The organism is uncultured Oceanicoccus sp., assembly GCF_963968385.1.
In the GTDB taxonomy this organism is placed as follows: Bacteria; Pseudomonadota; Gammaproteobacteria; order Pseudomonadales; family Dasaniaceae; genus Oceanicoccus.
The window spans coordinates 1-19,716 of the sequence record NZ_CAXAHB010000037.1 but is presented as its reverse complement, the minus strand read 5'-3'; the positions used below and the strand labels follow the sequence as shown (position 1 = coordinate 19,716).

The 19,716-nt window shown below is 45.2% G+C and carries 20 protein-coding genes; 17 read left to right on the top strand and 3 right to left on the bottom strand.

Annotated elements, in window-relative coordinates; translation table 11 throughout:
- Positions 1–71 precede the first annotated feature (71 nt).
- Positions 72–1,940 (top strand): protein translocase subunit SecD, encoded by a 1,869-nt coding sequence (gene secD, locus AACP44_RS05575; protein ID WP_339339493.1) that lies wholly within the window; start codon positions 72–74, stop codon positions 1,938–1,940.
- Positions 1,941–1,988: 48 nt separating this feature from the next.
- Entirely contained in the window at positions 1,989–2,936 is a 948-nt protein-coding gene (secF, locus tag AACP44_RS05570; RefSeq protein WP_339339492.1) for a protein translocase subunit SecF, read from the top strand.
- Positions 2,937–2,992: 56 nt separating this feature from the next.
- Here the strand turns inward: secF and AACP44_RS05565 are convergent, their stop codons facing one another.
- Both AACP44_RS05565 and ccsA read right to left on the bottom strand, forming a co-directional pair.
- Positions 2,993–4,279: an HlyC/CorC family transporter gene (locus AACP44_RS05565; protein WP_339339491.1), complete on the bottom strand. Its 1,287-nt coding sequence runs from the start codon at positions 4,277–4,279 to the stop codon at positions 2,993–2,995.
- Between the two features lie 110 nt (positions 4,280–4,389).
- Positions 4,390–5,187 (bottom strand): cytochrome c biogenesis protein CcsA, encoded by a 798-nt coding sequence (gene ccsA / locus AACP44_RS05560; RefSeq protein ID WP_339339490.1) that lies wholly within the window; start codon positions 5,185–5,187, stop codon positions 4,390–4,392.
- A gap of 137 nt (positions 5,188–5,324) precedes the next feature.
- Between ccsA and ffh the strand changes: the two genes are divergently transcribed.
- The 10 genes from ffh to recJ all read left to right on the top strand — a co-directional run bounded on the left by ffh (position 5,325) and on the right by recJ (position 15,615).
- Complete coding sequence (gene ffh, locus AACP44_RS05555) at positions 5,325–6,698, top strand: signal recognition particle protein (protein ID WP_339339489.1); 1,374 nt, start codon at positions 5,325–5,327, stop codon at positions 6,696–6,698.
- Between the two features lie 267 nt (positions 6,699–6,965).
- Positions 6,966–7,211: a 30S ribosomal protein S16 gene (gene rpsP, locus AACP44_RS05550; RefSeq protein ID WP_339339488.1), complete on the top strand. Its 246-nt coding sequence runs from the start codon at positions 6,966–6,968 to the stop codon at positions 7,209–7,211.
- Positions 7,212–7,236: 25 nt separating this feature from the next.
- On the top strand, positions 7,237–7,776 hold the full coding sequence (gene rimM, locus AACP44_RS05545) for a ribosome maturation factor RimM (protein ID WP_339339487.1): 540 nt from the start codon (positions 7,237–7,239) through the stop codon (positions 7,774–7,776).
- 28 nt (positions 7,777–7,804) lie between these two features.
- Entirely contained in the window at positions 7,805–8,545 is a 741-nt protein-coding gene (gene trmD, locus AACP44_RS05540; protein ID WP_339339486.1) for a tRNA (guanosine(37)-N1)-methyltransferase TrmD, read from the top strand.
- Between the two features lie 151 nt (positions 8,546–8,696).
- Positions 8,697–9,053 (top strand): 50S ribosomal protein L19, encoded by a 357-nt coding sequence (rplS, locus tag AACP44_RS05535; protein WP_339339485.1) that lies wholly within the window; start codon positions 8,697–8,699, stop codon positions 9,051–9,053.
- A gap of 96 nt (positions 9,054–9,149) precedes the next feature.
- The gene (gene xerD, locus AACP44_RS05530; RefSeq protein WP_339339484.1) at positions 9,150–10,052 is read left to right on the top strand and encodes a site-specific tyrosine recombinase XerD; all 903 of its coding nucleotides are present in this window, start codon (positions 9,150–9,152) and stop codon (positions 10,050–10,052) included.
- A 64-nt stretch (positions 10,053–10,116) separates the two neighbouring features.
- Positions 10,117–10,953: a DsbC family protein gene (locus tag AACP44_RS05525; RefSeq protein ID WP_339339483.1), complete on the top strand. Its 837-nt coding sequence runs from the start codon at positions 10,117–10,119 to the stop codon at positions 10,951–10,953.
- A gap of 135 nt (positions 10,954–11,088) precedes the next feature.
- A complete protein-coding gene (locus AACP44_RS05520) occupies positions 11,089–12,384 on the top strand; it encodes a homoserine dehydrogenase (protein WP_339339482.1) in 1,296 nt (431 codons plus the stop codon).
- A 39-nt stretch (positions 12,385–12,423) separates the two neighbouring features.
- On the top strand, positions 12,424–13,821 hold the full coding sequence (gene thrC / locus AACP44_RS05515; RefSeq protein WP_339339481.1) for a threonine synthase: 1,398 nt from the start codon (positions 12,424–12,426) through the stop codon (positions 13,819–13,821).
- Between the two features lie 45 nt (positions 13,822–13,866).
- On the top strand, positions 13,867–15,615 hold the full coding sequence (gene recJ / locus AACP44_RS05510) for a single-stranded-DNA-specific exonuclease RecJ (RefSeq protein WP_339339480.1): 1,749 nt from the start codon (positions 13,867–13,869) through the stop codon (positions 15,613–15,615).
- 56 nt (positions 15,616–15,671) lie between these two features.
- Here the strand turns inward: recJ and AACP44_RS05505 are convergent, their stop codons facing one another.
- The gene (locus AACP44_RS05505) at positions 15,672–16,652 is read right to left on the bottom strand and encodes a malate dehydrogenase (RefSeq protein ID WP_339339479.1); all 981 of its coding nucleotides are present in this window, start codon (positions 16,650–16,652) and stop codon (positions 15,672–15,674) included.
- Between the two features lie 200 nt (positions 16,653–16,852).
- On the opposite strand from AACP44_RS05505, the gene ttcA reads away from it, so the two are divergent.
- From ttcA to AACP44_RS05480, 5 genes are all read left to right on the top strand, one after another.
- Positions 16,853–17,752, top strand: coding sequence for a tRNA 2-thiocytidine(32) synthetase TtcA (ttcA, locus tag AACP44_RS05500; protein WP_339339478.1), 900 nt, complete (start codon positions 16,853–16,855; stop codon positions 17,750–17,752).
- 374 nt (positions 17,753–18,126) lie between these two features.
- Entirely contained in the window at positions 18,127–18,270 is a 144-nt protein-coding gene (locus AACP44_RS05495; protein ID WP_339339477.1) for a hypothetical protein, read from the top strand.
- Positions 18,271–18,313: 43 nt separating this feature from the next.
- Positions 18,314–18,565 (top strand): hypothetical protein, encoded by a 252-nt coding sequence (locus AACP44_RS05490; RefSeq protein ID WP_339339476.1) that lies wholly within the window; start codon positions 18,314–18,316, stop codon positions 18,563–18,565.
- Between the two features lie 17 nt (positions 18,566–18,582).
- Positions 18,583–19,080: a hypothetical protein gene (locus tag AACP44_RS05485; RefSeq protein ID WP_339339475.1), complete on the top strand. Its 498-nt coding sequence runs from the start codon at positions 18,583–18,585 to the stop codon at positions 19,078–19,080.
- A 10-nt stretch (positions 19,081–19,090) separates the two neighbouring features.
- Positions 19,091–19,716 (top strand): hypothetical protein (locus AACP44_RS05480; RefSeq protein WP_339339474.1); only part of this gene is annotated, 626 nt, incomplete at its 3' end.

Genomic DNA, 19,716 nt, shown 5'->3' with positions numbered 1-19,716 from the left:
GCAGCTCACAGCAACAACAGCACAATAAGCAAGATACAACAGCGCAAGATCGCTAAATTTATGGAATTCCTATGCTAAATCAATATCCTCTTTGGAAGTACCTACTGATACTGTTAGTGGTCTGTTTCGGCTTTTTCTATGCCGCGCCTAATCTGTATGCCCCGGATCCTGCCGTGCAAATTTCGGGTGAAAGCAGTGCCATGGTTATTGATGAAAAAGCATTGCAGATTGCTACCAAAGCTCTAACCATCGCCGATATTGAGTTTTTTGGTGATGAAATTAATGCTAAAGGCAGTAGTGCGCTGATTCGTTTAAAAAATCGTGATCAGCAGCTACCAGCGCAGAAAGTTATTCAGCGTGCTTTGGGTGATGGTTATATCGTCGCACTGAATTTGGCCTCTACCACCCCCGATTGGCTTGCCGACTGGGGTGCCCAACCAATGAAGCTGGGTCTTGATTTAAGTGGTGGTGTGCATTTTCTACTAGAGGTAGATACGGCAGCGGCGATTGCCAAACGTATGGATAACTATACCAATGGCGTCAAGCGCGTACTGAGAGAAGACAAAATACGCGGTTTTATTCGCTTAACCGAGGATGGTCGTATTCGCGGAAAATTTAAATCTGAAGCGTTACGTGATCAGGCAAGTAGCAAAATTCGCAGTGAGTATAGCGAGTTGCAACGTCAGGCTGTTGATGGTGAGGATGGCTTTTTCCTTTACTTATCTATTTCCCCCGCCAAAGTTAAAGAGATCGAAGATTACGCTGTAGATCAGAATTTAATTACTTTGCGTAACCGTGTTAACGAATTAGGTGTTTCTGAACCCTTGGTACAGCGTCAGGGTCGTAACCGTATCGTGGTTGAATTACCCGGTATTCAGGATACCGCTGAGGCCAAACGTATTCTGGGTAAAACCGCCAATATGGAATTTCGTTTAGAGGCCAAATTCGACGCTACCAGTTCGAGCAAAGAAGAGTTCGATTTTCGAGATCAAAACCGGCTAGAAGGCAGCGCCTTTCTTGAACGGAATGTCGTTATTACCGGTGAGCGCGTTGCCAGCGCCTCGGCAGGCTTTGACCCCCAGAGTAGCCAGCCACAGGTAAATATTACCTTGGACAGCGAAGGGGGTGCGATGATGCACCGGGTAACACGCCATAATATCCAGCGTCGTTTAGGTGTCCTATTTATCGAACGTAAAAGTCGTACCCGTTATGAAACCAACCAGGCGGGTGAAGAGATCGTGACTAAAGTTCCCTTTGATGAAAAGAAAATTATTAGTCTGGCTACGATTCAAGATGCTCTGGGTGTGCAATTTAGAATTACCGGTCTAGACAATCCTGCCGAAGCGGCTGAGCTTGCGCTGTTATTGCGTGCCGGTGCTTTAGCCGCGCCCATTGATTTTGTGGAAGAGCGTACAGTAGGGCCGTCACTCGGTGCTGAAAATATTCAATTAGGCGTTACCTCGGTACAAATAGGTTTGGCCTTGGTCGCTGTCTTTATGGTGATTTACTATCGCTTGTTTGGTGTGGTGGCTGTGGTTGGCTTGAGCTTTAACCTCGTCTTATTGATCGCATTGATGTCAATATTGTCGGCCACATTAACGCTGCCGGGCATTGCCGGCATTGTCTTGACCGTTGGTATGGCGGTTGATGCGAATGTACTGATCTTTGCGCGAATACGTGAAGAATTAAAAAATCGTATGTCACCACAGCAGGCCATTAGTGCCGGTTATGATCGAGCCTTTGTTACCATTATGGATGCCAACATAACGACTTTGTTAGTGGCGGTTATTTTATATGCGGTGGGCGCAGGTCCGGTAAGAGGTTTTGCTGTGACTTTATCACTGGGGATTATCACCTCGATGTTTACCGCAATTGTGGCATCTCGGGCACTCATCAACCTGACCTATGGTGGTCGTAAAGTTAAGCAGCTATCGATTTAATCGAAATCGTTGATATTGGTTTAATACTCGCTGAGGCGAAAAATTTTTATGTCAGAACAACACTTGGAACAGTCAGTACCCGCGAAAAAAATTATCCCTTTTATGAGTTATCGAAAATTGGCGATGGTGGTTTCGCTGGTTTTGATTGTCATCTCGCTGGGTTCTTTGGCGACTAAAGGTCTAAAGTTCGGTCTGGACTTTACCGGTGGCACTTTGGTGGAAGTGGGCTACAGCAAAGTTGAACCTCTGACGAATATCCGTAATACCATTGCTGAAGCAGGCTATAAAAATGCGATAGTGGTTCACTTTGGTTCCGAGACCGATATTCTGGTGCGTTTACCTGAAGGCTATAGTGATCAATTAGGTGCGCAATTGGTATCTGTATTACAGCAGGATTTTGACGGTTTGATTGAACTGCGTCGAATTGAGTTTGTTGGCCCGCAAGTGGGTAATGAATTGAAAGAGCAGGGTGGCCTAGCGATGTTAATGGCCTTGGGTATGGTGATGTTGTATATCGCCTTTCGTTTCCAATTTAAGTTCTCTGTAGGTGCAGTATCGGCGTTGGCGCATGATGTAATTATTACTTTGGGTATATTCTCTATCCTGCAATTGGATTTTGATTTAACAGTATTGGCCGCAGTATTGGCGGTGATTGGTTATTCGCTTAACGATACCATTGTGGTATCGGATCGTATTCGTGAGAATTTCCGAAAAATTCGTAAAAGTCAGGCGCAGACGGTAATTGATATATCATTAACTGAAACACTGGCTCGTACTTTGGTGACGTCATTAACAACGTTGTTGGTATTGCTGGCACTGTTTTTTTATGGTGGTGAATTGATTCACGGTTTTGCCATTGCATTGATTGTGGGTGTGTTGGTGGGTACTTATTCTTCTGTTTATGTCGCGGCCAATATTTTATTGATTATGGATATCTCCAAGGAAGATTTAATTTTACCTGTTAAGGAGGGGGCAGAGATCGACGATATGCCTTAATCTTTGTCGATATGACAGCCTGGTCTGGAATTCAGGTTTTTTGTTGAGTGATCAAATTATTCTTCATCCTCGATAGGGCTATCTTCACCTTTTACCGATCTGATACTAGTAGCAATATTGTCTTGAATTTTAAGAATTTCAAAATAATAACACCCAATCGCAACGCAGGCAGAGCCATCAGGGAAAGACTCTAGTTGCTCCAGTAATAAACCATTTAGCGTTTTGGGACCATCGACAGGCAACTCCCAATTAAGCTCCTTGTTAATCTCCCGAATAGTCGCGGTGCCGTGAATAATAAAAGAATCATCCGACTGTGGATGGATATCTTTTATCTGGTTTGTCATATTTGAGGTGAATTCGCCAACGATCTCTTCCAGAATATCCTCCAACGTGACCACGCCTTGAACCACCCCATATTCGTCAACTACAAGACCAAAACGCCGTTGCTGTTGTTGAAAATTAACTAGTTGAGTATGCAGTGGTGTCGTTTTGGGTGTGAAATAAGGTTCACGAATTTGGTTGATTAAGCTGTTGCGATCAATAGCGCCTTGTTCATCAATGACACGGCTGACATTACGTTGGTGAAGGATGCCCACCACATTATTAATATCGTCGTTAAAAACAGGGATGCGAGTAAATTCTATTGAGCGCAACTGCTGCAGCAAACTTTCATCGTCATCATCAAGATCGATGCCAATCACTTCATTGCGGGGGATCATAATATCCTCCACGGTGACTTGTTCAAGATCGAGAATATTTAATAACATACCTTGGTGGCGTGGTGGAATATGCGGACCCGCATCGCCAACAATAGTGCGCAGTTCGTCTTGACTAATATTCTCATTATTCTGTTTGCCGGTATCGATACCAAACAGTTTGAGCAAATTGTTGGTGATATTGTTAATAAACCATACCACCGGATAGAGAATTTTTAATAAGGGTACCAAAACTGCGCTGGCGGGAAAGGCTATTTTTTCAGGATAGAAAGCGGCAACAGTTTTCGGGGTAATTTCAGCAAAGATTAAAAATACTAGCGTTAAAATAATCGGCCCAATCACCACAGAAGCCGCCTCGCCCCACAGGCGAATCACAATCACAGTAAACAAAGAAGCGGCGACAAAGTTAACCAAGTTATTGCCTATTAAAATTAGACTAATCAAACGATCGGGGCGTTTTAATAAGCGATAGGCGCGGCGGGCACCCTTATGGCCTTTGCTGCGCAGGTGTTTCAGCCGATAACGGTTGAGCGACATCATACCCGTTTCGGTGCTGGAGAAAAAAGCAGAAAGTAGTAGTAGCGCTGCCAGAATGGCGAGTAGTACTTCTAGAGATAACTCGTTCAACGAGTGGTGTTCCTTTTATTATTTACAGCGGCATATAGTGAACAAAAAAAAGTCCAGAAGCAACCAGTTAAATTAGTAAAAGATGGACTGCAATTAGGCGTCATAGTGCGTTATGGAGCAAGGAGAAATTCCAACACAAATTTACTGCCAAAGTAGGCCAGAATGAGTGTGGTAAAGCCAACAAAAGTCCAGCGGGCAGCGGTTTGACTGCGCCAGCCCAGTTGATGTCGTCCCCACAGCAAAGTAGCAAAGATAAGCCAAGCTAGAAGGCTAAAAAAAGTTTTATGCGCCAGATGTTGGGCAAACAGATCATCAATAAACATAAAGCCGGTCATTAATGAAAGCGTTAGCAGTGCCATACCAATCCAAATCAATTCAAACAGGATTTGTTCCATGGTTTGTAACGCTGGTAGCAGTTTTAAAATACCGCCCATATGATGATGTTTAAGATGGCGTTCTTGCAGTGCCAGTGCTATTGCCTGAATGGTAGCAATAGTCATCAAGCTATAAGCCAAAATAGAAATCAGGATATGACCCAATATCCCAGGTGATTCTATCGATATAGCCTGAGCCGGCGAAGGAACACTGGAAGCTACAATAGACAGTGCGGCCAAAGGAAATAAGGCAACCAGTAAATTACTGGTGGGACGGCGCAGAATACTGATCAGGCTGATGACAGAGATACAGCAAAAAATCAGTGACGATACCCGAAAAAAGCCTAAATCCATTTGTTGGTCGGCGTAGATGGTATGAACGGCGCTGTAGCCATGTGCCAACACCGCAACAATGCCAATGCCAAACAGAATAGAGGGTCGAGGCTGTTTGGTTTGATTGAGCAGGTAGCCTACCTGCATTGCGGCAGCAAGCAAGTAAAGGCAGATAGCGATGACATTGGTGACGGTGATCATGGTTATTGTGTTGCTCTTTTCCGATAAGTTTATTCCGCTGAGAAACGCGTCCGATATTGGTTCAAGCTGGCAGCTCGGTTATACTTTCACAGTTTATACTAATTCAACACAGCTCGTCGTCAGAGAATAACCCTATTATGTTTGAGAATCTAACCAATCGTCTATCCCATTCCCTGAAAAGCATTACCGGTCAGGCGCGTCTGACGGATGACAATATTAAAGACACCCTGCGTGAAGTGCGGATGGCGTTACTAGAGGCGGACGTTGCTCTGCCCGTGGTTAAGGACTTTGTTCAGGCGGTTAAAGAGCGCGCAGTCGGGCAGGAGGTCAGCAAGAGCCTTAGCCCTGGCCAGATGTTCGTCAAAATTGTAAACGATGAGTTGGAAGCCCTGATGGGTAAAGCCAACGAAAGTTTAAATCTCTCTGCCCAGCCACCGGCGGTCGTATTGATGGCGGGTCTGCAAGGTGCGGGTAAAACCACCTCGGTCGCCAAACTAGCCCGTTTTCTGAAAGAAAAAGAAAACAAAAAGGTGATGGTGGTCAGTGCGGATGTTTATCGTCCCGCAGCGATTAAACAGCTAGAGACTTTGGCGCAAGAGGTTGAAGCGATTTTTTACCCAGCTACTACCGAGCAAAAGCCGATTGATATCGTTAATGGCGCAGTCGCGGAAGCGAAATTACAGTTTGCTGATGTTCTAATCGTTGATACCGCTGGTCGCTTGGCCATTGATGAAGCCATGATGAGCGAGATTAAACAGTTACATTCGGCTATTACGCCAGTCGAAACTCTGTTTGTAGTTGATGCCATGACCGGTCAAGATGCTGCCAATACTGCCAAGGCCTTTAATGATGCGCTACCACTAACCGGCGTTGTACTGACTAAAGCCGATGCCGATACCCGCGGTGGTGCGGCACTTTCGGTGCGTCATATCACTGGCAAACCGATTAAATTTATCGGTGTCGGTGAAAAAACGACTGCCCTCGATCCATTTCACCCCGATCGTATCGCCTCCCGCATTCTCGGTATGGGCGATATGCTCTCGCTGATTGAAGAAGCCGAGCAAAAGCTGGATCGTAAAAAAGCCGAGAAACTGGCGAAAAAAATCAAAAAGGGTAAGAAGTTTGACCTTGAAGATCTGCGTGATCAGCTTCAGCAGATGCAAAATATGGGGGGTATTGGCGATATGCTCAATAAACTGCCCGGTATGGGCAATATGGCGCAAATGGCACAATCGCAAGTCGACAATAAGGCATTTACCCGCATGGAAGCCTTGATCAACTCCATGACGCCGGCTGAGCGTCGTAACCCAGACCTGCTTAATGGCTCGCGCAAGCGTCGGATAACCACTGGCTCTGGTACTGAAATTCAGGATTTGAACCGTCTCTTAAAGCAACATAAACAGATGGCCAAAATGATGAAAAAAATGAAGTCCAAAGGCGGTATGGCCAATATGATGCGTGGCCTTCAAGGTGTGATGCCTCCCGGTGGCGGTGGCTTTCCCGGTCAGTAATTGCCCGAAACAATCCCTTAAATTTGAGGTATTTGGGCCCAAATCGGTCCAAAAGCACCAAATCTTGTGGCTAAGTGCCTGAAACAGGGCCAAATAACTCCCTTAAATGGTTCCAAATCGAGAGGCTATGTCGTAGAATACCGCGCCTTTGCGAGTGGCCTATTGTCTCTCGGTTTGCCCATGTCTGCGATACTGCGCATGCAAAGGCTATAAATTTTTAAGCTCTGACCCTGTTGGCAGAGCGTCATTGTTAGGAAATATAAGGTAATGGTAACGATTCGTTTATCTCGTGGTGGCTCAAAAAAGCGCCCGTTTTATCACTTAAATGTTAGCGATAGCCGCACATCGCGCGATGGCCGTTTTATTGAGCGTGTGGGCATCTTTAACCCGATCGCCAGCGGTGCTGAAGAGCGTCTGCGTGTTGATCAAGAACGCATTGATTACTGGGTAAGTAAAGGTGCCAAGTTATCTGACCGTGTTGCTAATTTGGTTGCTCAAGCTAACGCAGCTTAATGGTTGTCACCATTGAGGCGGAGTGATGACTGATACGTCCGGACTTGTGGTAATCGGTAAGATTACCTCGGTTTACGGTGTTAAAGGTTGGGTCAAAATTCACTCTTATACTGAACCCATGGAAAATTTTATGGGCTATCAGTCCTGCTACCTTGACCGCGGCGACCAGTGGGAGCCGATCGATTTTGAGGCAGCAAAACGCCATGGTAAAGGTCTAATAGCCTTGATCGAAGGCGTTAATGATCGCGAAGTGGCTCGTGGTTATTGTCAACATGATATAGCCATACCGGTGACTGAAATGCCGGTATTGGGCAAAAATGATTTTTATTGGCATCAGCTTAAAGGCCTAAAAATATTCACCGCCAACTCAGCAGGTGATGAGCAACTACTAGGTGAAGTGCAGGAAATAATGGAAACTGGCGCCAACGATGTGCTGGTTATCAACCAATGTCATGGCAGTATTGATCAGCGGGAACGTTTAATCCCATGGGTACCTGAACAAGTGATTAAAGACGTAGATCTAGAGGCAGGCTTGATTCGGGTTGAATGGGATGCCGAGTTTTAAAGGTTAAATAAAAGCAGGTGCAGTTTTGATGCAAATGGGTGTTATCACGCTGTTTCCTGAGATGTTTGCTGCTGTTACCGAGCATGGTATTAGCGGTCGAGCGGTTAAACAGAATTTAGTCACAGTAGAGCATTGGAACCCTCGCGACTTTACCGAGGATAAGCATCGTACTGTTGATGATCGTCCCTATGGTGGTGGCCCTGGGATGGTAATGAAAGTTGAACCTTTGCGAGCTGCTATTCATGCTGCAAAGCAGAAGCTTGGGTCGGAAGCCAAGGTGATTTATTTGTCACCACAGGGGCGTCAACTAGACCAAGCTGGCGTTATAGAGTTAGCCAGCCGAAAGCATTTAATTTTAGTCGCGGGTCGTTACGAAGGTATCGATGAGCGTTTAGTCGAAACCGAAATCGATGAAGAATGGTCGATTGGTGACTATGTACTCAGTGGTGGCGAATTGGCCGCTATGGTCTTGATCGATACTGTGGTCAGGCAATTACCTGGCGCATTAGGTCATGATCAATCGGCACAGCAAGATTCATTTGCCGAAGGTTTATTAGATTATCCGCATTATACGCGACCGGAACAATTTGCCAGCCTGCCAGTACCCGATGTACTGATGAGCGGGGATCATGAGAAAATTCGACGCTGGCGGTTGCAGCAAGCGTTGGGGCGGACCTGGTTAAGACGACGCGAGTTGCTTGATAACCGTGAATTAAACGCCGAAGAAAAAGCATTATTGGCTGATTTTATTGCCCAGTTGCCATCGTAAATAAAGAGTCACTACTAAAGAGTAACTAAAGCATAAATACAGTCTTTGATAGATAAAAATTCATCTGGACCAATGTAAGCTCATAGGGAGCCTATAAGTACAGAGTACACACTGGCCGAGCGGCCAGGCAGCATGACCTTAGGAGTCAACCATGAGCAAAAACAAAATTATCGCTGAACTTGAAGCGGAACAGATGACCAAAGCCGTACCTGAGTTTGGTCCCGGTGATACCGTTGTCGTACAGGTAAAAGTAAAAGAAGGTAACCGCGAGCGTCTTCAGGCTTTTGAAGGTGTTGTTATCAGTAAGCGTAACCGCGCACTTAACTCGGCTTTTACGGTACGTAAAATTTCTCACGGTGTTGGTGTTGAACGTACTTTTCAAACCTTCAGCCCGTTGGTTGATAGCATTGAAGTTAAACGTAGCGGTAGTGTTCGTCAGGCTAAACTATACTACTTGCGTGAGTTGAGCGGTCGTGCAGCGCGCATCAAAGAAAAACTGGCTAAATAATTATTTAGCGATTACTGAGAAAAGGCAGCCATTGGCTGTCTTTTTTGTCTTTAAAGATTGTTATTGTTAGTCAACATCGGCAATCTACCCTGCATAATGAAAAAATCGCAAACTAACAATACTGTTATCGATCTTTATCTGGATGCCCTGTTTATGGAAAAGGGCTTAAGTCAGAATACTTTGGGCTCCTATCAACGTGATCTGATTCATTTTGATCGCTGGTTGGCAACGCAATCGGCCAGCTTGCTTGACGTTAAAAAGACCGATATAGAGTTCTATTTATCGTTTCGTTTGCAAAACAAACAATCGGCGCGATCGACGGCAAGATTGCTGTCCTGTCTACGCGGTTTTTACCAATATCAATTGCGTGAATCGAGAATTTTATTAGATCCAACGCTGGAGATAGAAAGCCCGAGGTTGCCGAGCACACTGCCTAAGTCATTAAGTGAGGCTGATGTTGAGGCCTTATTAGCAGCTCCTGATATTAATCAGCCCATTGAGTTGCGTGACAGGGCAATGCTTGAACTGCTCTATGCTTCGGGTTTGCGGGTCACTGAGCTGGTTTCTATACAGCTAGGTCAGTTAAGCATGACCCAAGGCGTGATTCGGGTGATGGGTAAAGGTAGCAAAGAACGTTTGGTGCCTACTGGTGAAGAAGCGTTACTGTGGTTGCAACGCTATATGCAGCAAGGTAGGCCACTGCTGTTAGGCGCCAAAATGAGCGATACTATGTTCCCTTCAAAGCGCGGCACCATGATGACTCGGCAAACTTTCTGGCATCGTATTAAAATCTACGCCCAGCGTGCCGGTATTAATCGCCCGTTATCGCCGCATACACTGCGTCATGCGTTTGCAACCCACTTGATTAATCATGGTGCCGACCTACGGGTTGTGCAATTGCTGCTCGGACACAGTGACCTGAGCACCACACAAATATATACTCATGTCGCCAGAGAGCGCATGAAAGAGCTACATGCAGAACATCATCCGCGTGGATAGGGTAAAATGAACTATCTTAGTGTTCGTTTTACTAAGAACTAACTTGATATAAAGAGAGAGTAAGATGAAATTGTTTGCCAGTTTACCAACAGTTGCTTTGGGCTGTTTATTGTTTGCATTATCCAGCTTAAGTATTGCGCAAAATCAAAGCTCCGGTGCTGCAGAAACGGTCTCAGCCGAGATACAGCAGGCAATAAGAAAAAGCTTTAAGGCTAGCCGGCCGAGTCTGACGCTGCAGTCGATTAACAGCAGTGCCATCGAAGGGCTATATGAAGTGCAAATCGCCAATGGTCCAGTGCTTTATTCGACGCCTGATGGCAAACACTTTGTGTTAGGTGATCTGTTTGCAACCACGTCAGGTGGTTTTATCAATTTGGCCGAACAGGCGCGTGAAAGTGGTCGCACTGAATTAATGGCAACGGTTAGCGTCGACGATATGATTATCTTTGCGCCTAAAGATCAGCCCAGCAAAGCCGAGATCGTGGTTTTTACCGATGTTGATTGTTTTTACTGCCAGAAATTTCATCAGGAAATTCCCGACTTAAACCGCCTTGGTATCGAAGTTCGTTATTTGGCATATCCGCGAGCAGGTATAGGCTCTGACTCCTATAAAAAAATTGCCAGCGCTTGGTGTGCGGACGATAGGCAAGCTGCCATGACTAAGCTAAAAGCTCGTCAGCGCATTCCATACGATATATGCCCCGACAATCCCGTCGAAGCGCAGATGAAATTAGGTAAGCAGATGGGTGTTAGTGGTACCCCAGCTCTTGTGACCACAACAGGACGCTTAATGCCTGGTTATATGCCGGCACTGCAATTAGCTAGTGCGCTAGGTATAGCGGTAGATCCCGATGTGGCAACTGAATTACAAAGACAGCAGCCGACAGCTAACAAAAAATAAGCGCTGACGAGACTAATAGCAACAGCCAAAACCAGCGTAAATCCCACTGTTGGAGATGGCTTTGCAGGCTCTGCTGAAATACAATGCGTCTTCAAATTTTATTGCCATTTTCACCAATCAGTAGGAGAGGGTAGTTTGAACCCGGTAAATATAGGTATCTGTGGTCTGGGGACCGTTGGTCAAGGTACGGTTGATGTCTTGCGACGCAACTGTGCAGAAATAGCGGCTCGCGCCGGTTGCAGCATTGAAATTAGCCATATTGGCGCTCGCCGTGGTGCTGATATAGATGGCATTACCGTTAGCACCGATATCTTTGCCGTGGCCGAAGATAGCCACGTTCATATTCTGGTCGAGCTAATTGGCGGCACCACAGTCGCCAAAGAATTGGTGCTGAAAGCCATTGCCAATGGCAAGCACGTAGTCACAGCTAACAAAGCGCTAATTGCCGAGCATGGTAACGAAATTTTTGCCGCTGCCGCAGAGCAGGGCGTCAGTGTGGCTTTTGAAGCCGCAGTAGCCGGTGGTATTCCGATTATTAAAGCGATTCGCGAAGGCCTGGCTGGCAATCGTATCGAATGGTTGGCAGGTATTATCAACGGCACCGGCAACTTTATTCTCAGTGAAATGCGTGACAAGGGTCGTGACTTTGACGATGTACTAAAAGAAGCGCAAGCCCTAGGTTATGCTGAAGCAGACCCAACCTTTGATGTTGAAGGTATAGATGCTGCGCATAAGCTGGTTATCTTGGCGTCCTTGGCTTTTGGTATTCCCTTGCAGTTTGATCAAGCCTATACCGAAGGTATCTCTAAAATCTCCACAGACGATGTCGAGTATGCTGAGCAGCTGGGTTATCGAATCAAGCACTTAGGTGTGGCTCGCCAGACTGACAAAGGTGTTGAGCTGCGTGTTCATCCAACCCTAATTCCTGATCAGCGTTTAATTGCCAATGTAAACGGCGTTATGAATGCAGTTCTTGTGCAAGGTGATGCTGTTGGTCCAACCTTATATTACGGTGCCGGTGCCGGTGCTGAGCCAACCGCTTCTGCCGTGGTTGCCGATATCATTGATGTTGCTCGTACTCTGAATGTTGAGCCCAAACATCGAGTACCTTATTTGGCCTTCCAGCCCAATGCATTAAACGATAGACCGATTGTCGATATAAACGATATAGAAACAGCGTATTATTTGCGCATGTCAGCTCAGGATAAGCCTGGAGTGCTATCAAACGTTGCGCAAATTCTCTCTAACGCGGGTATCAGCGTGGAGGCTATTACTCAGAAGGAAGCCGCCGATGGTGAGCTGCAAGTGCCGCTGATTATTTTGACTAGCCGCTCAGTAGAAAACCAACTGGTTTCGGCTATCAGTGAAATCGAAGCGCTGGATACCATCGAGGGTGAAGTGACCAGAATTCGCGTTGAATCACTGGGTTAAAATATTTTTTATTGTCTCTACCAAACAACGGTTTAAACCATGAAATACATCAGTACCCGCGGGCAGTCGCCAGCGTTAAATTTTGAAGAGGTGTTATTAACCGGCCTAGCACCTGATGGCGGTTTGTATGTGCCAGAGAGCTTGCCGGCATTTTCTCGTGAAGAAATCGCTTCATGGGCCGGCTCTAGTTATACCGATTTAGCCTTTAACATTGTGCAGCCCTTTGTCGGTGATTGCATTCCCGCCGATGATTTAAAAGCCATTATCGATGATACCTATATTGATTTTCGTCACCCTTCGATTGCGCCTTTGGTGCAGTTAGATCAAAACGAATGGGTGTTGGAATTATTTCAAGGGCCGACTTTAGCGTTTAAAGATTTTGCCCTGCAAATGCTGGGTCGGTTGCTGGATTATGTGCTTGAGCGTCGCAATCAAAAAGTTGTGATCATGGGGGCAACCTCCGGTGATACCGGTTCTGCAGCTATTCAAGGTTGTAAGCGTTGCAAAAATATTGATATTTTTATTCTGCATCCCTATCAACGTGTATCAGACGTACAGCGTCGTCAGATGACCACAGTATTGGCTGATAATATTCATAATATTGCCGTTAAAGGTAATTTTGATGACTGTCAGTCAATGGTAAAAGCCAGCTTTAACGATCAAAGTTTTTTACCTGAAGATCGACAACTAGTAGCGGTCAATTCGATTAACTGGGCGCGTATTATGGCTCAAATCGTTTACTACTTTTATGCTTCATTATCGTTGGGTGGTCCGCTACGCCCCGTCGCTTTTTCTGTACCTACTGGCAACTTTGGCGATATCTATGCCGGTTATTTAGCCACTAAAATGGGCTTGCCGATCGATCAGTTGGTTGTTGCTACTAACACCAATGATATTCTGCACCGCTGCATTAGCAACAATGATTTTGCCAAGCATCCATTGATCCATACCTTATCACCCAGTATGGATATTGTTATTTCCAGTAACTTCGAGCGTCTATTGTTTGATTGCTATGATCGTGATGGTGCGGCTATCAATGACTTAATGAATCGCTTTCAAACTGAAGATGTGGGGCTTACCGATTCGGCCTTTGCCAATGTGCGCAGTCTGTTTGATAGCTATAAAGTTGATGATGAGCAAACGGTTAACACCATTGCCGATGTCTATCAGACAACAGAATATTTGTTGGATCCGCATTCGGCGATTGGCGTCGAGGCAGCGCGTCAGGTTAGACGCCGTGATGATATTCCGATGATTACACTGGCCACGGCGCATCCTGCCAAGTTCCCAGAGCCGGTCATGAAGGCAGGTTATCCGCACGAGCCTGAGTTGCCCCACCATATGGCGAGTTTGTTTAAGGACGAAGAACGTTATACCGTCTTGGAGAATGATTTAGCTGCGGTGCATTCGTTTTTAGTTGAGAATATTACCGCCTAAGCTTTTATTGTTTTATCTAAAAAGGCTTGCCACGGACATTGATCAATGCAAAAAATCATAAGACGTCGGCAGTCGCCTATAACAGAGACCAATTTCTCTGATTCATTACACCCTTTGTTGCAGCATATTTATGCTGCCAGAGGTGTTTGCTCTGATGATCAAATACAAACCGAACTCTCCGCATTATTGTCGCCACAAGCGCTAAAAGGCTTGCCTGAGGCTATCGAACTATTAATCACTGCCCTAGAGCAACAGCAGCGCCTATTGATTGTTGGTGACTTTGACGCCGATGGTGCTACCAGTAGTGCGCTGGCGGTACTGGCATTAACCGCTATGGGAGCAGAGTCGGTTAATTTTTTAGTGCCTAATCGATTTGAATATGGCTACGGCTTAACGCCAGAGATTGTTGAAGTTGCCAAACAGTTTTCACCGGATTTAATTATTACCGTTGATAACGGCATTTCCAGTATTGATGGTGTTAATGCCGCCAATGCCGCCGGTATCAAAGTGCTGGTTACCGATCATCATTTGCCCGGAGAACAATTACCTGCAGCGGCAGCTATTGTGAATCCCAATCAGCCCGGCTGTGAATTTAGCAGTAAAAATCTAGCGGGTGTGGGAGTGATTTTTTATTTGATGTCTGTCTTGCGCTCGACGTTAAGACAGCGTCAATGGTTTCAGCAACAGAATATCGCCGAACCCGTTATGGCCGATTATTTAGATTTAGTCGCCTTGGGAACAGTCGCTGATGTTGTGCCGCTAGATAAAAATAACCGCATCTTAGTTGCTCAGGGTCTTCGACGTATTCGAGCAGGCAAAACTCGTCCCGGCATTAAGGCGCTACTGCGGTTTGGTAACCGCAGTAGCGATCGCGTGGTCAGCACAGATTTAGCTTTTGCAGTGGGTCCACGCCTAAATGCCGCAGGCCGCTTGGATGATATGACCTTAGGTATTCAGTGCTTGTTAACTGATGACGACCATCTGGCCAATGACATTGCCCGACAAATGGATGAGCTCAATCAAGATCGCAAGTCCATAGAGGCCAGCATGCAGCGTGAAGCCCTTGAAGCGTTAAAAACGCTTGATGTAGAAGAGGGCAATATGCCCTATGGTCTGTGTCTTTATGAGGCCAACTGGCATCAGGGTGTTATTGGTATTCTGGCCTCCAGAATTAAAGATCGCTATCACCGTCCGGTTATTGTGTTTGCCGATACCGATGAAAACGATGTCATCAAAGGTTCGGCTCGTTCTATTAGCGGTTTGCATATTCGTGATGTTTTAGATGCGGTAGCTTCACAGCATCCGGGTTTGTTAACCAAGTTTGGCGGTCATGCCATGGCGGCAGGTATGAGTCTGCAAAAAGACCAGTACAGCTTCTTTGCACAAGCCTTTGATCAGCAGGTTAGGCATCAACTGAGTGAAGAGCATTTACAGGCCGAGCTGTGTAGTGATGGCGAGCTGTTAGCCAATCACTTTACTTTGGATGTGGCGCAACTATTACGCGATGCTGGGCCTTGGGGTCAGCGCTTTCCTGAACCTTTATTCGATGGTGAATTTTTACTATTGCAACAGCGTATACTGAAAGAAAAGCATTTAAAAATGGTATTAGCGGTTGAGAGTCAACCACAGCTAGCGATTGATGCTATTGCCTTTAATGTTGATATTTCGCAATGGGAAGATCAAACAATTGATCGAGTCAGGGTGGCTTACAAGCTGGATGTTAATGAGTTTAGAGGTAGGCAAACATTACAAATGATGGTGGAGTATATTGAGCCTGTCTACTCAATATGCTGAGCAAAAAAAATGCCGCTTACGGTTAAAGTAAGCGGCATTTTTAATGAGCTGAATACTTATGGTAGCAAATGGGCTACAGCATCACGCTCTTCCGTTAATTCAGTTTCAGTGGCTTTCATTTTGCCTTCGCTGAATTCATTGACTGACAGGCCTTGCACAATTTCCCACTCGCCATTATTGCAACGACAAGGGAAAGAGTAGATCAAACCTTCAGTGATACCGTAAGAGCCATCTGAATAGACCCCCATGCTAACCCAGTCATCACCTTCAGTACCCAGCGCCCAGTTACGAACATGATCGATAGCTGCATTGGCAGCAGAAGCGGCAGAAGAAGCACCGCGGGCTTTAATAATGGCTGCACCGCGCTGTTGAACGGTCGGGATAAAGTCGTTTTCATACCAAGCTTGATCAACCTGATCGATAGCCGCACTACCGTTAACTTTAGTGTTGAATAAATCAGGGAACTGAGTGGCCGAGTGATTACCCCAAACAATCACGTTAGAGACATCATCAACCGTTACGCCAGTCTTCTGGGCGATTTGGGTTTTGGCACGGTTGTGATCCAAGCGCATCATCGCGGTGAAATTGCGCGGGTCAATGCTAGGTGCATTGCGCTGAGTGATTAGGGCGTTAGTGTTAGCTGGGTTGCCCACAACCAATACTTTAATATTTTTGCTGGCATTCTCGTCAATCGCTTTACCCTGTACCGAGAAAATAGCCGCGTTGGCCTCAAGCAGATCTTTACGCTCCATACCGGGTCCACGAGGGCGTGCGCCCACTAACAGGGCATAGTCACTGTCCTTAAAGCCAACATTAGGGTCGTCAGTACATACCACGCCGGCCAATAGTGGGAAGGCACAATCGTCCAGTTCCATCTTAACGCCCTCTAGGGCGTCCATTGCAGGGGTAATATCCAATAATTGCAGAATCACTGGCTGGTCATCGCCCAGCATAGCGCCAGAGGCAATGCGGAAAAGAAGTGCATAGCCAATCTGGCCAGCTGCACCGGTAACGGTAACGCGTACGGGTTGTTTCATTGTTATGTCCTGATGGTTTGCAGATTTAATGGATAGAGCTCAAAAAATAGGGCGCCTATTCTAGTGATTTACACGCTAAATTTCTAGCAAAACCTGCTCAATCGAGCCCAAGATCGGTTATGCAGGGTGTATTTAGTGCTACAATCGCCGCCATCGATTATTGACCCAAAGCCATGCTGCCAACATCCAACGAAAATATTATGACCCAGCTAGATACTCGTAAATCCAAGCTTGAATTGAATAAGCTGCAAAAGCGCCTGCGTCGCTATACGGGGCAAGCTATTGCTGACTATAAGATGATTGAAGCGGGCGATAGGGTGATGGTCTGTCTATCTGGAGGTAAAGACTCCTACGCGATGCTGGATATTTTGATCAATCTACAGCAGAGCGCGCCCGTCTCTTTCGAATTAGTCGCGGTCAATATGGATCAAAAGCAGCCGGGTTTTCCCGAGCAGGTATTGCCGGATTATCTGGATAAATTGGCTATTGAATACTATATCGTCAATAAAGATACCTATTCGGTGGTAAAAGAAAAAATCCCCGAAGGAAAAACCACCTGTGGACTCTGTTCGCGTTTGCGTCGCGGCACCCTCTACAGTTTTGCCGAAGATATCAATTGCAATAAAATTGCGCTGGGTCATCATCGCGATGATATTGTCGAGACGATGTTTCTAAATATGTTCTATGGCGCCAAGCTTTCTGCCATGCCGCCCAAATTATTATCAGACGATAAACGCAATGTGGTGATTAGGCCAATGGCCTACTGCAAAGAAAGCGATCTGGAACGCTATGCGCAGTTTAAAGCTTTTCCGATTATCCCCTGCAACCTCTGTGGTTCCCAAGAAAATCTGCAGCGGCAAAATATTAAAACCATGTTGCAGCAATGGGAGCGAGAGCATCCCGGCCGTATCCAAAGTATTTTTGGTGCGCTGAAAAATATAAAACCCTCACAGCTTGCCGATATTGATTTGTTTGATTTCGACAATCTCGGCTTAGATCGATCGGGTGAGAGGGCTGAGTATGAATATGATGCTGCTAAAGTAAGCTCATCTAATGGGCCTGCCGGTGTGCAGCTTATTGATGCTACTTTTTTGAGTTAATATTTTTTAAGATGTTATGTTAATAGTTGAAGCCTGCCTTTGAAAATTAATTGATAAAAATAATCTTATTAGTAAGTTAATAATTAAATTTTTATAAAATTATCGTTCACTATAGAATTTATATTGCAATATGATTATTCGTAGAATATCTTAGCGTTAATACTCGGTGGGAAAAGGTCTATAAAAGGGAAAGAAGGATCTAGAGAGTCTTCCGCTTTCAGTGGCGCACTGTAGCGTTCACAACCAAATCACAATGGTAATGTCAGCAATACCATTGAAGCCCTCGTAGCGACTATTATCGATTACTGAGTAGAGTGTCACTCACCAGCCACCAGCTCCAGCTTCAGCCACCAACCATCAGACAGGAGTCCACGATGATAGATCATCTCGATAAAACAACCGCTGGCAACACAACCCAGGTTAAAGCCAAGCGTTTTCCCCATCGTAAACTAGCAGGCATGCTTATGCTGGTCGTGCTAGCCATCGTGGTTGTGAATGCTGTTAACTTTGGAAAATAGAATGTCGAGGAAGTGAAAGCCTTGCTTTGAAGTCCTGCAGGCAATGGACAGTAATGCCAATGGTCAAATCGATCAGCAGGATGCAGCCTATGCGCAACTTAATATCTGGCAGGACACGAATCAGAATGGTCAACTGGACGCAGCAGAATTACTCAGTCTGGAAGAGGCTGGCATTCAATCTCTGCAAACTGCCTATCAAAATTCCAATCAGGTGGATGGCAATAATAATGCTCATCGGCAACAGGGTGCTTTTACTAAAACCGATGGCACCAGTGCCAATCTTGGTAATTTGTAAAAATAGGAGTTTGAACAATGATTGGGTTAAAACTAAAAACACTTATAGTATCTGTTCCAATATATATGGTGCTGGGACTGATTGCTCTTATTCTGAATTTCGTTTTTTTTATGATATTTGAGCTTATTTTTATTGGTGATAGCATGGTAGGAACTCTGCATCCTCTGGCAATTGCCATAGTTTACATAATTGTTGGGCCATTTGCTTTGCTTGGTCTGTCAGTTTTAGTCTGGTTTAAAAAGTCCAGGTTCACATCACACAGTATTATCTTGTTCGTTCTTTTATTGGTAGTTCCATTTTTTTACCTTATAACTAATTTTGCTAATTTAGGTTCTGAACAATATCTATTCGGATTTTCGCTATTGTCAAATAAATATTTAACCATATTCGGTTATTTATATGTATTAATTACAGGCTTACTTGTCGCTTTATTTCAGATATTGGCGGCATCTGCTGCTATCAAATTAGCTCAACTTCTAGTTAAGCGATTTACAAAAAATAATCGGAAAGCATAAGAGAAGTATCATGATGGGGAATAATGTTGGTGATATTACAATAGGTGATAACAGGATTACAGTAACGATTGGCAATACTTCCTTTGACTTATCAGTCCCTGGAGTCAGTGATCTGGGCATAGATCCCAGTGCGCCCAACTTTCATAATTATGGCGATATTCATATATTAGGTCCAACAGGGCATTTTAATGGGGTTGGTCTCTTATATGAAAATCTGACAGAGCAACCAGCACCATCTGATTTCCGTACCAATACATCGGGAGACATAAAGAAAGATGGTGAAACAAGTAAAATTTTTTTGGGTACTGTTCGAAGTTATAAGAACGCGCAGGAACTTAGCGTAGTCAATGTTACGCTTGATGATCATTGGTTAGATCCCGGTATTGTTACAAGAACCATTAGGGAGGTTGATGGTCAGTACGTTATTATTACCATGGGTATTGGCAATGGCGCGCTTCCAACTTTGAATGATCTTTTTTCTGGTCCACTATGGAGAAGCGAAGCTGATGCCCTGGCAAGAGAAACTATCTACGAAGAAGCCAATGGGCAGTATCGACCAGACCCGAGACAATCCGATGATGGTAGCGAAGAAGAAAATGACACCCAAAGCCTAGAAGAATGGCTCAAAGAAAACAA

Coding starts and splice junctions, on each gene's coding strand:
- secD (WP_339339493.1), top strand. CDS start 72: ATGCTAAATCAATATCCTCTTTGGAAGTACCTACTGATACTGTTAGTG.
- secF (WP_339339492.1), top strand. CDS start 1,989: ATGTCAGAACAACACTTGGAACAGTCAGTACCCGCGAAAAAAATTATC.
- ccsA (WP_339339490.1), bottom strand. CDS start 5,187: ATGATCACCGTCACCAATGTCATCGCTATCTGCCTTTACTTGCTTGCT.
- ffh (WP_339339489.1), top strand. CDS start 5,325: ATGTTTGAGAATCTAACCAATCGTCTATCCCATTCCCTGAAAAGCATT.
- rpsP (WP_339339488.1), top strand. CDS start 6,966: ATGGTAACGATTCGTTTATCTCGTGGTGGCTCAAAAAAGCGCCCGTTT.
- rimM (WP_339339487.1), top strand. CDS start 7,237: ATGACTGATACGTCCGGACTTGTGGTAATCGGTAAGATTACCTCGGTT.
- trmD (WP_339339486.1), top strand. CDS start 7,805: ATGCAAATGGGTGTTATCACGCTGTTTCCTGAGATGTTTGCTGCTGTT.
- rplS (WP_339339485.1), top strand. CDS start 8,697: ATGAGCAAAAACAAAATTATCGCTGAACTTGAAGCGGAACAGATGACC.
- xerD (WP_339339484.1), top strand. CDS start 9,150: ATGAAAAAATCGCAAACTAACAATACTGTTATCGATCTTTATCTGGAT.
- AACP44_RS05525 (WP_339339483.1), top strand. CDS start 10,117: ATGAAATTGTTTGCCAGTTTACCAACAGTTGCTTTGGGCTGTTTATTG.
- thrC (WP_339339481.1), top strand. CDS start 12,424: ATGAAATACATCAGTACCCGCGGGCAGTCGCCAGCGTTAAATTTTGAA.
- recJ (WP_339339480.1), top strand. CDS start 13,867: ATGCAAAAAATCATAAGACGTCGGCAGTCGCCTATAACAGAGACCAAT.
- AACP44_RS05505 (WP_339339479.1), bottom strand. CDS start 16,652: ATGAAACAACCCGTACGCGTTACCGTTACCGGTGCAGCTGGCCAGATT.
- ttcA (WP_339339478.1), top strand. CDS start 16,853: ATGACCCAGCTAGATACTCGTAAATCCAAGCTTGAATTGAATAAGCTG.
- AACP44_RS05495 (WP_339339477.1), top strand. CDS start 18,127: ATGATAGATCATCTCGATAAAACAACCGCTGGCAACACAACCCAGGTT.
- AACP44_RS05490 (WP_339339476.1), top strand. CDS start 18,314: ATGGACAGTAATGCCAATGGTCAAATCGATCAGCAGGATGCAGCCTAT.
- AACP44_RS05485 (WP_339339475.1), top strand. CDS start 18,583: ATGATTGGGTTAAAACTAAAAACACTTATAGTATCTGTTCCAATATAT.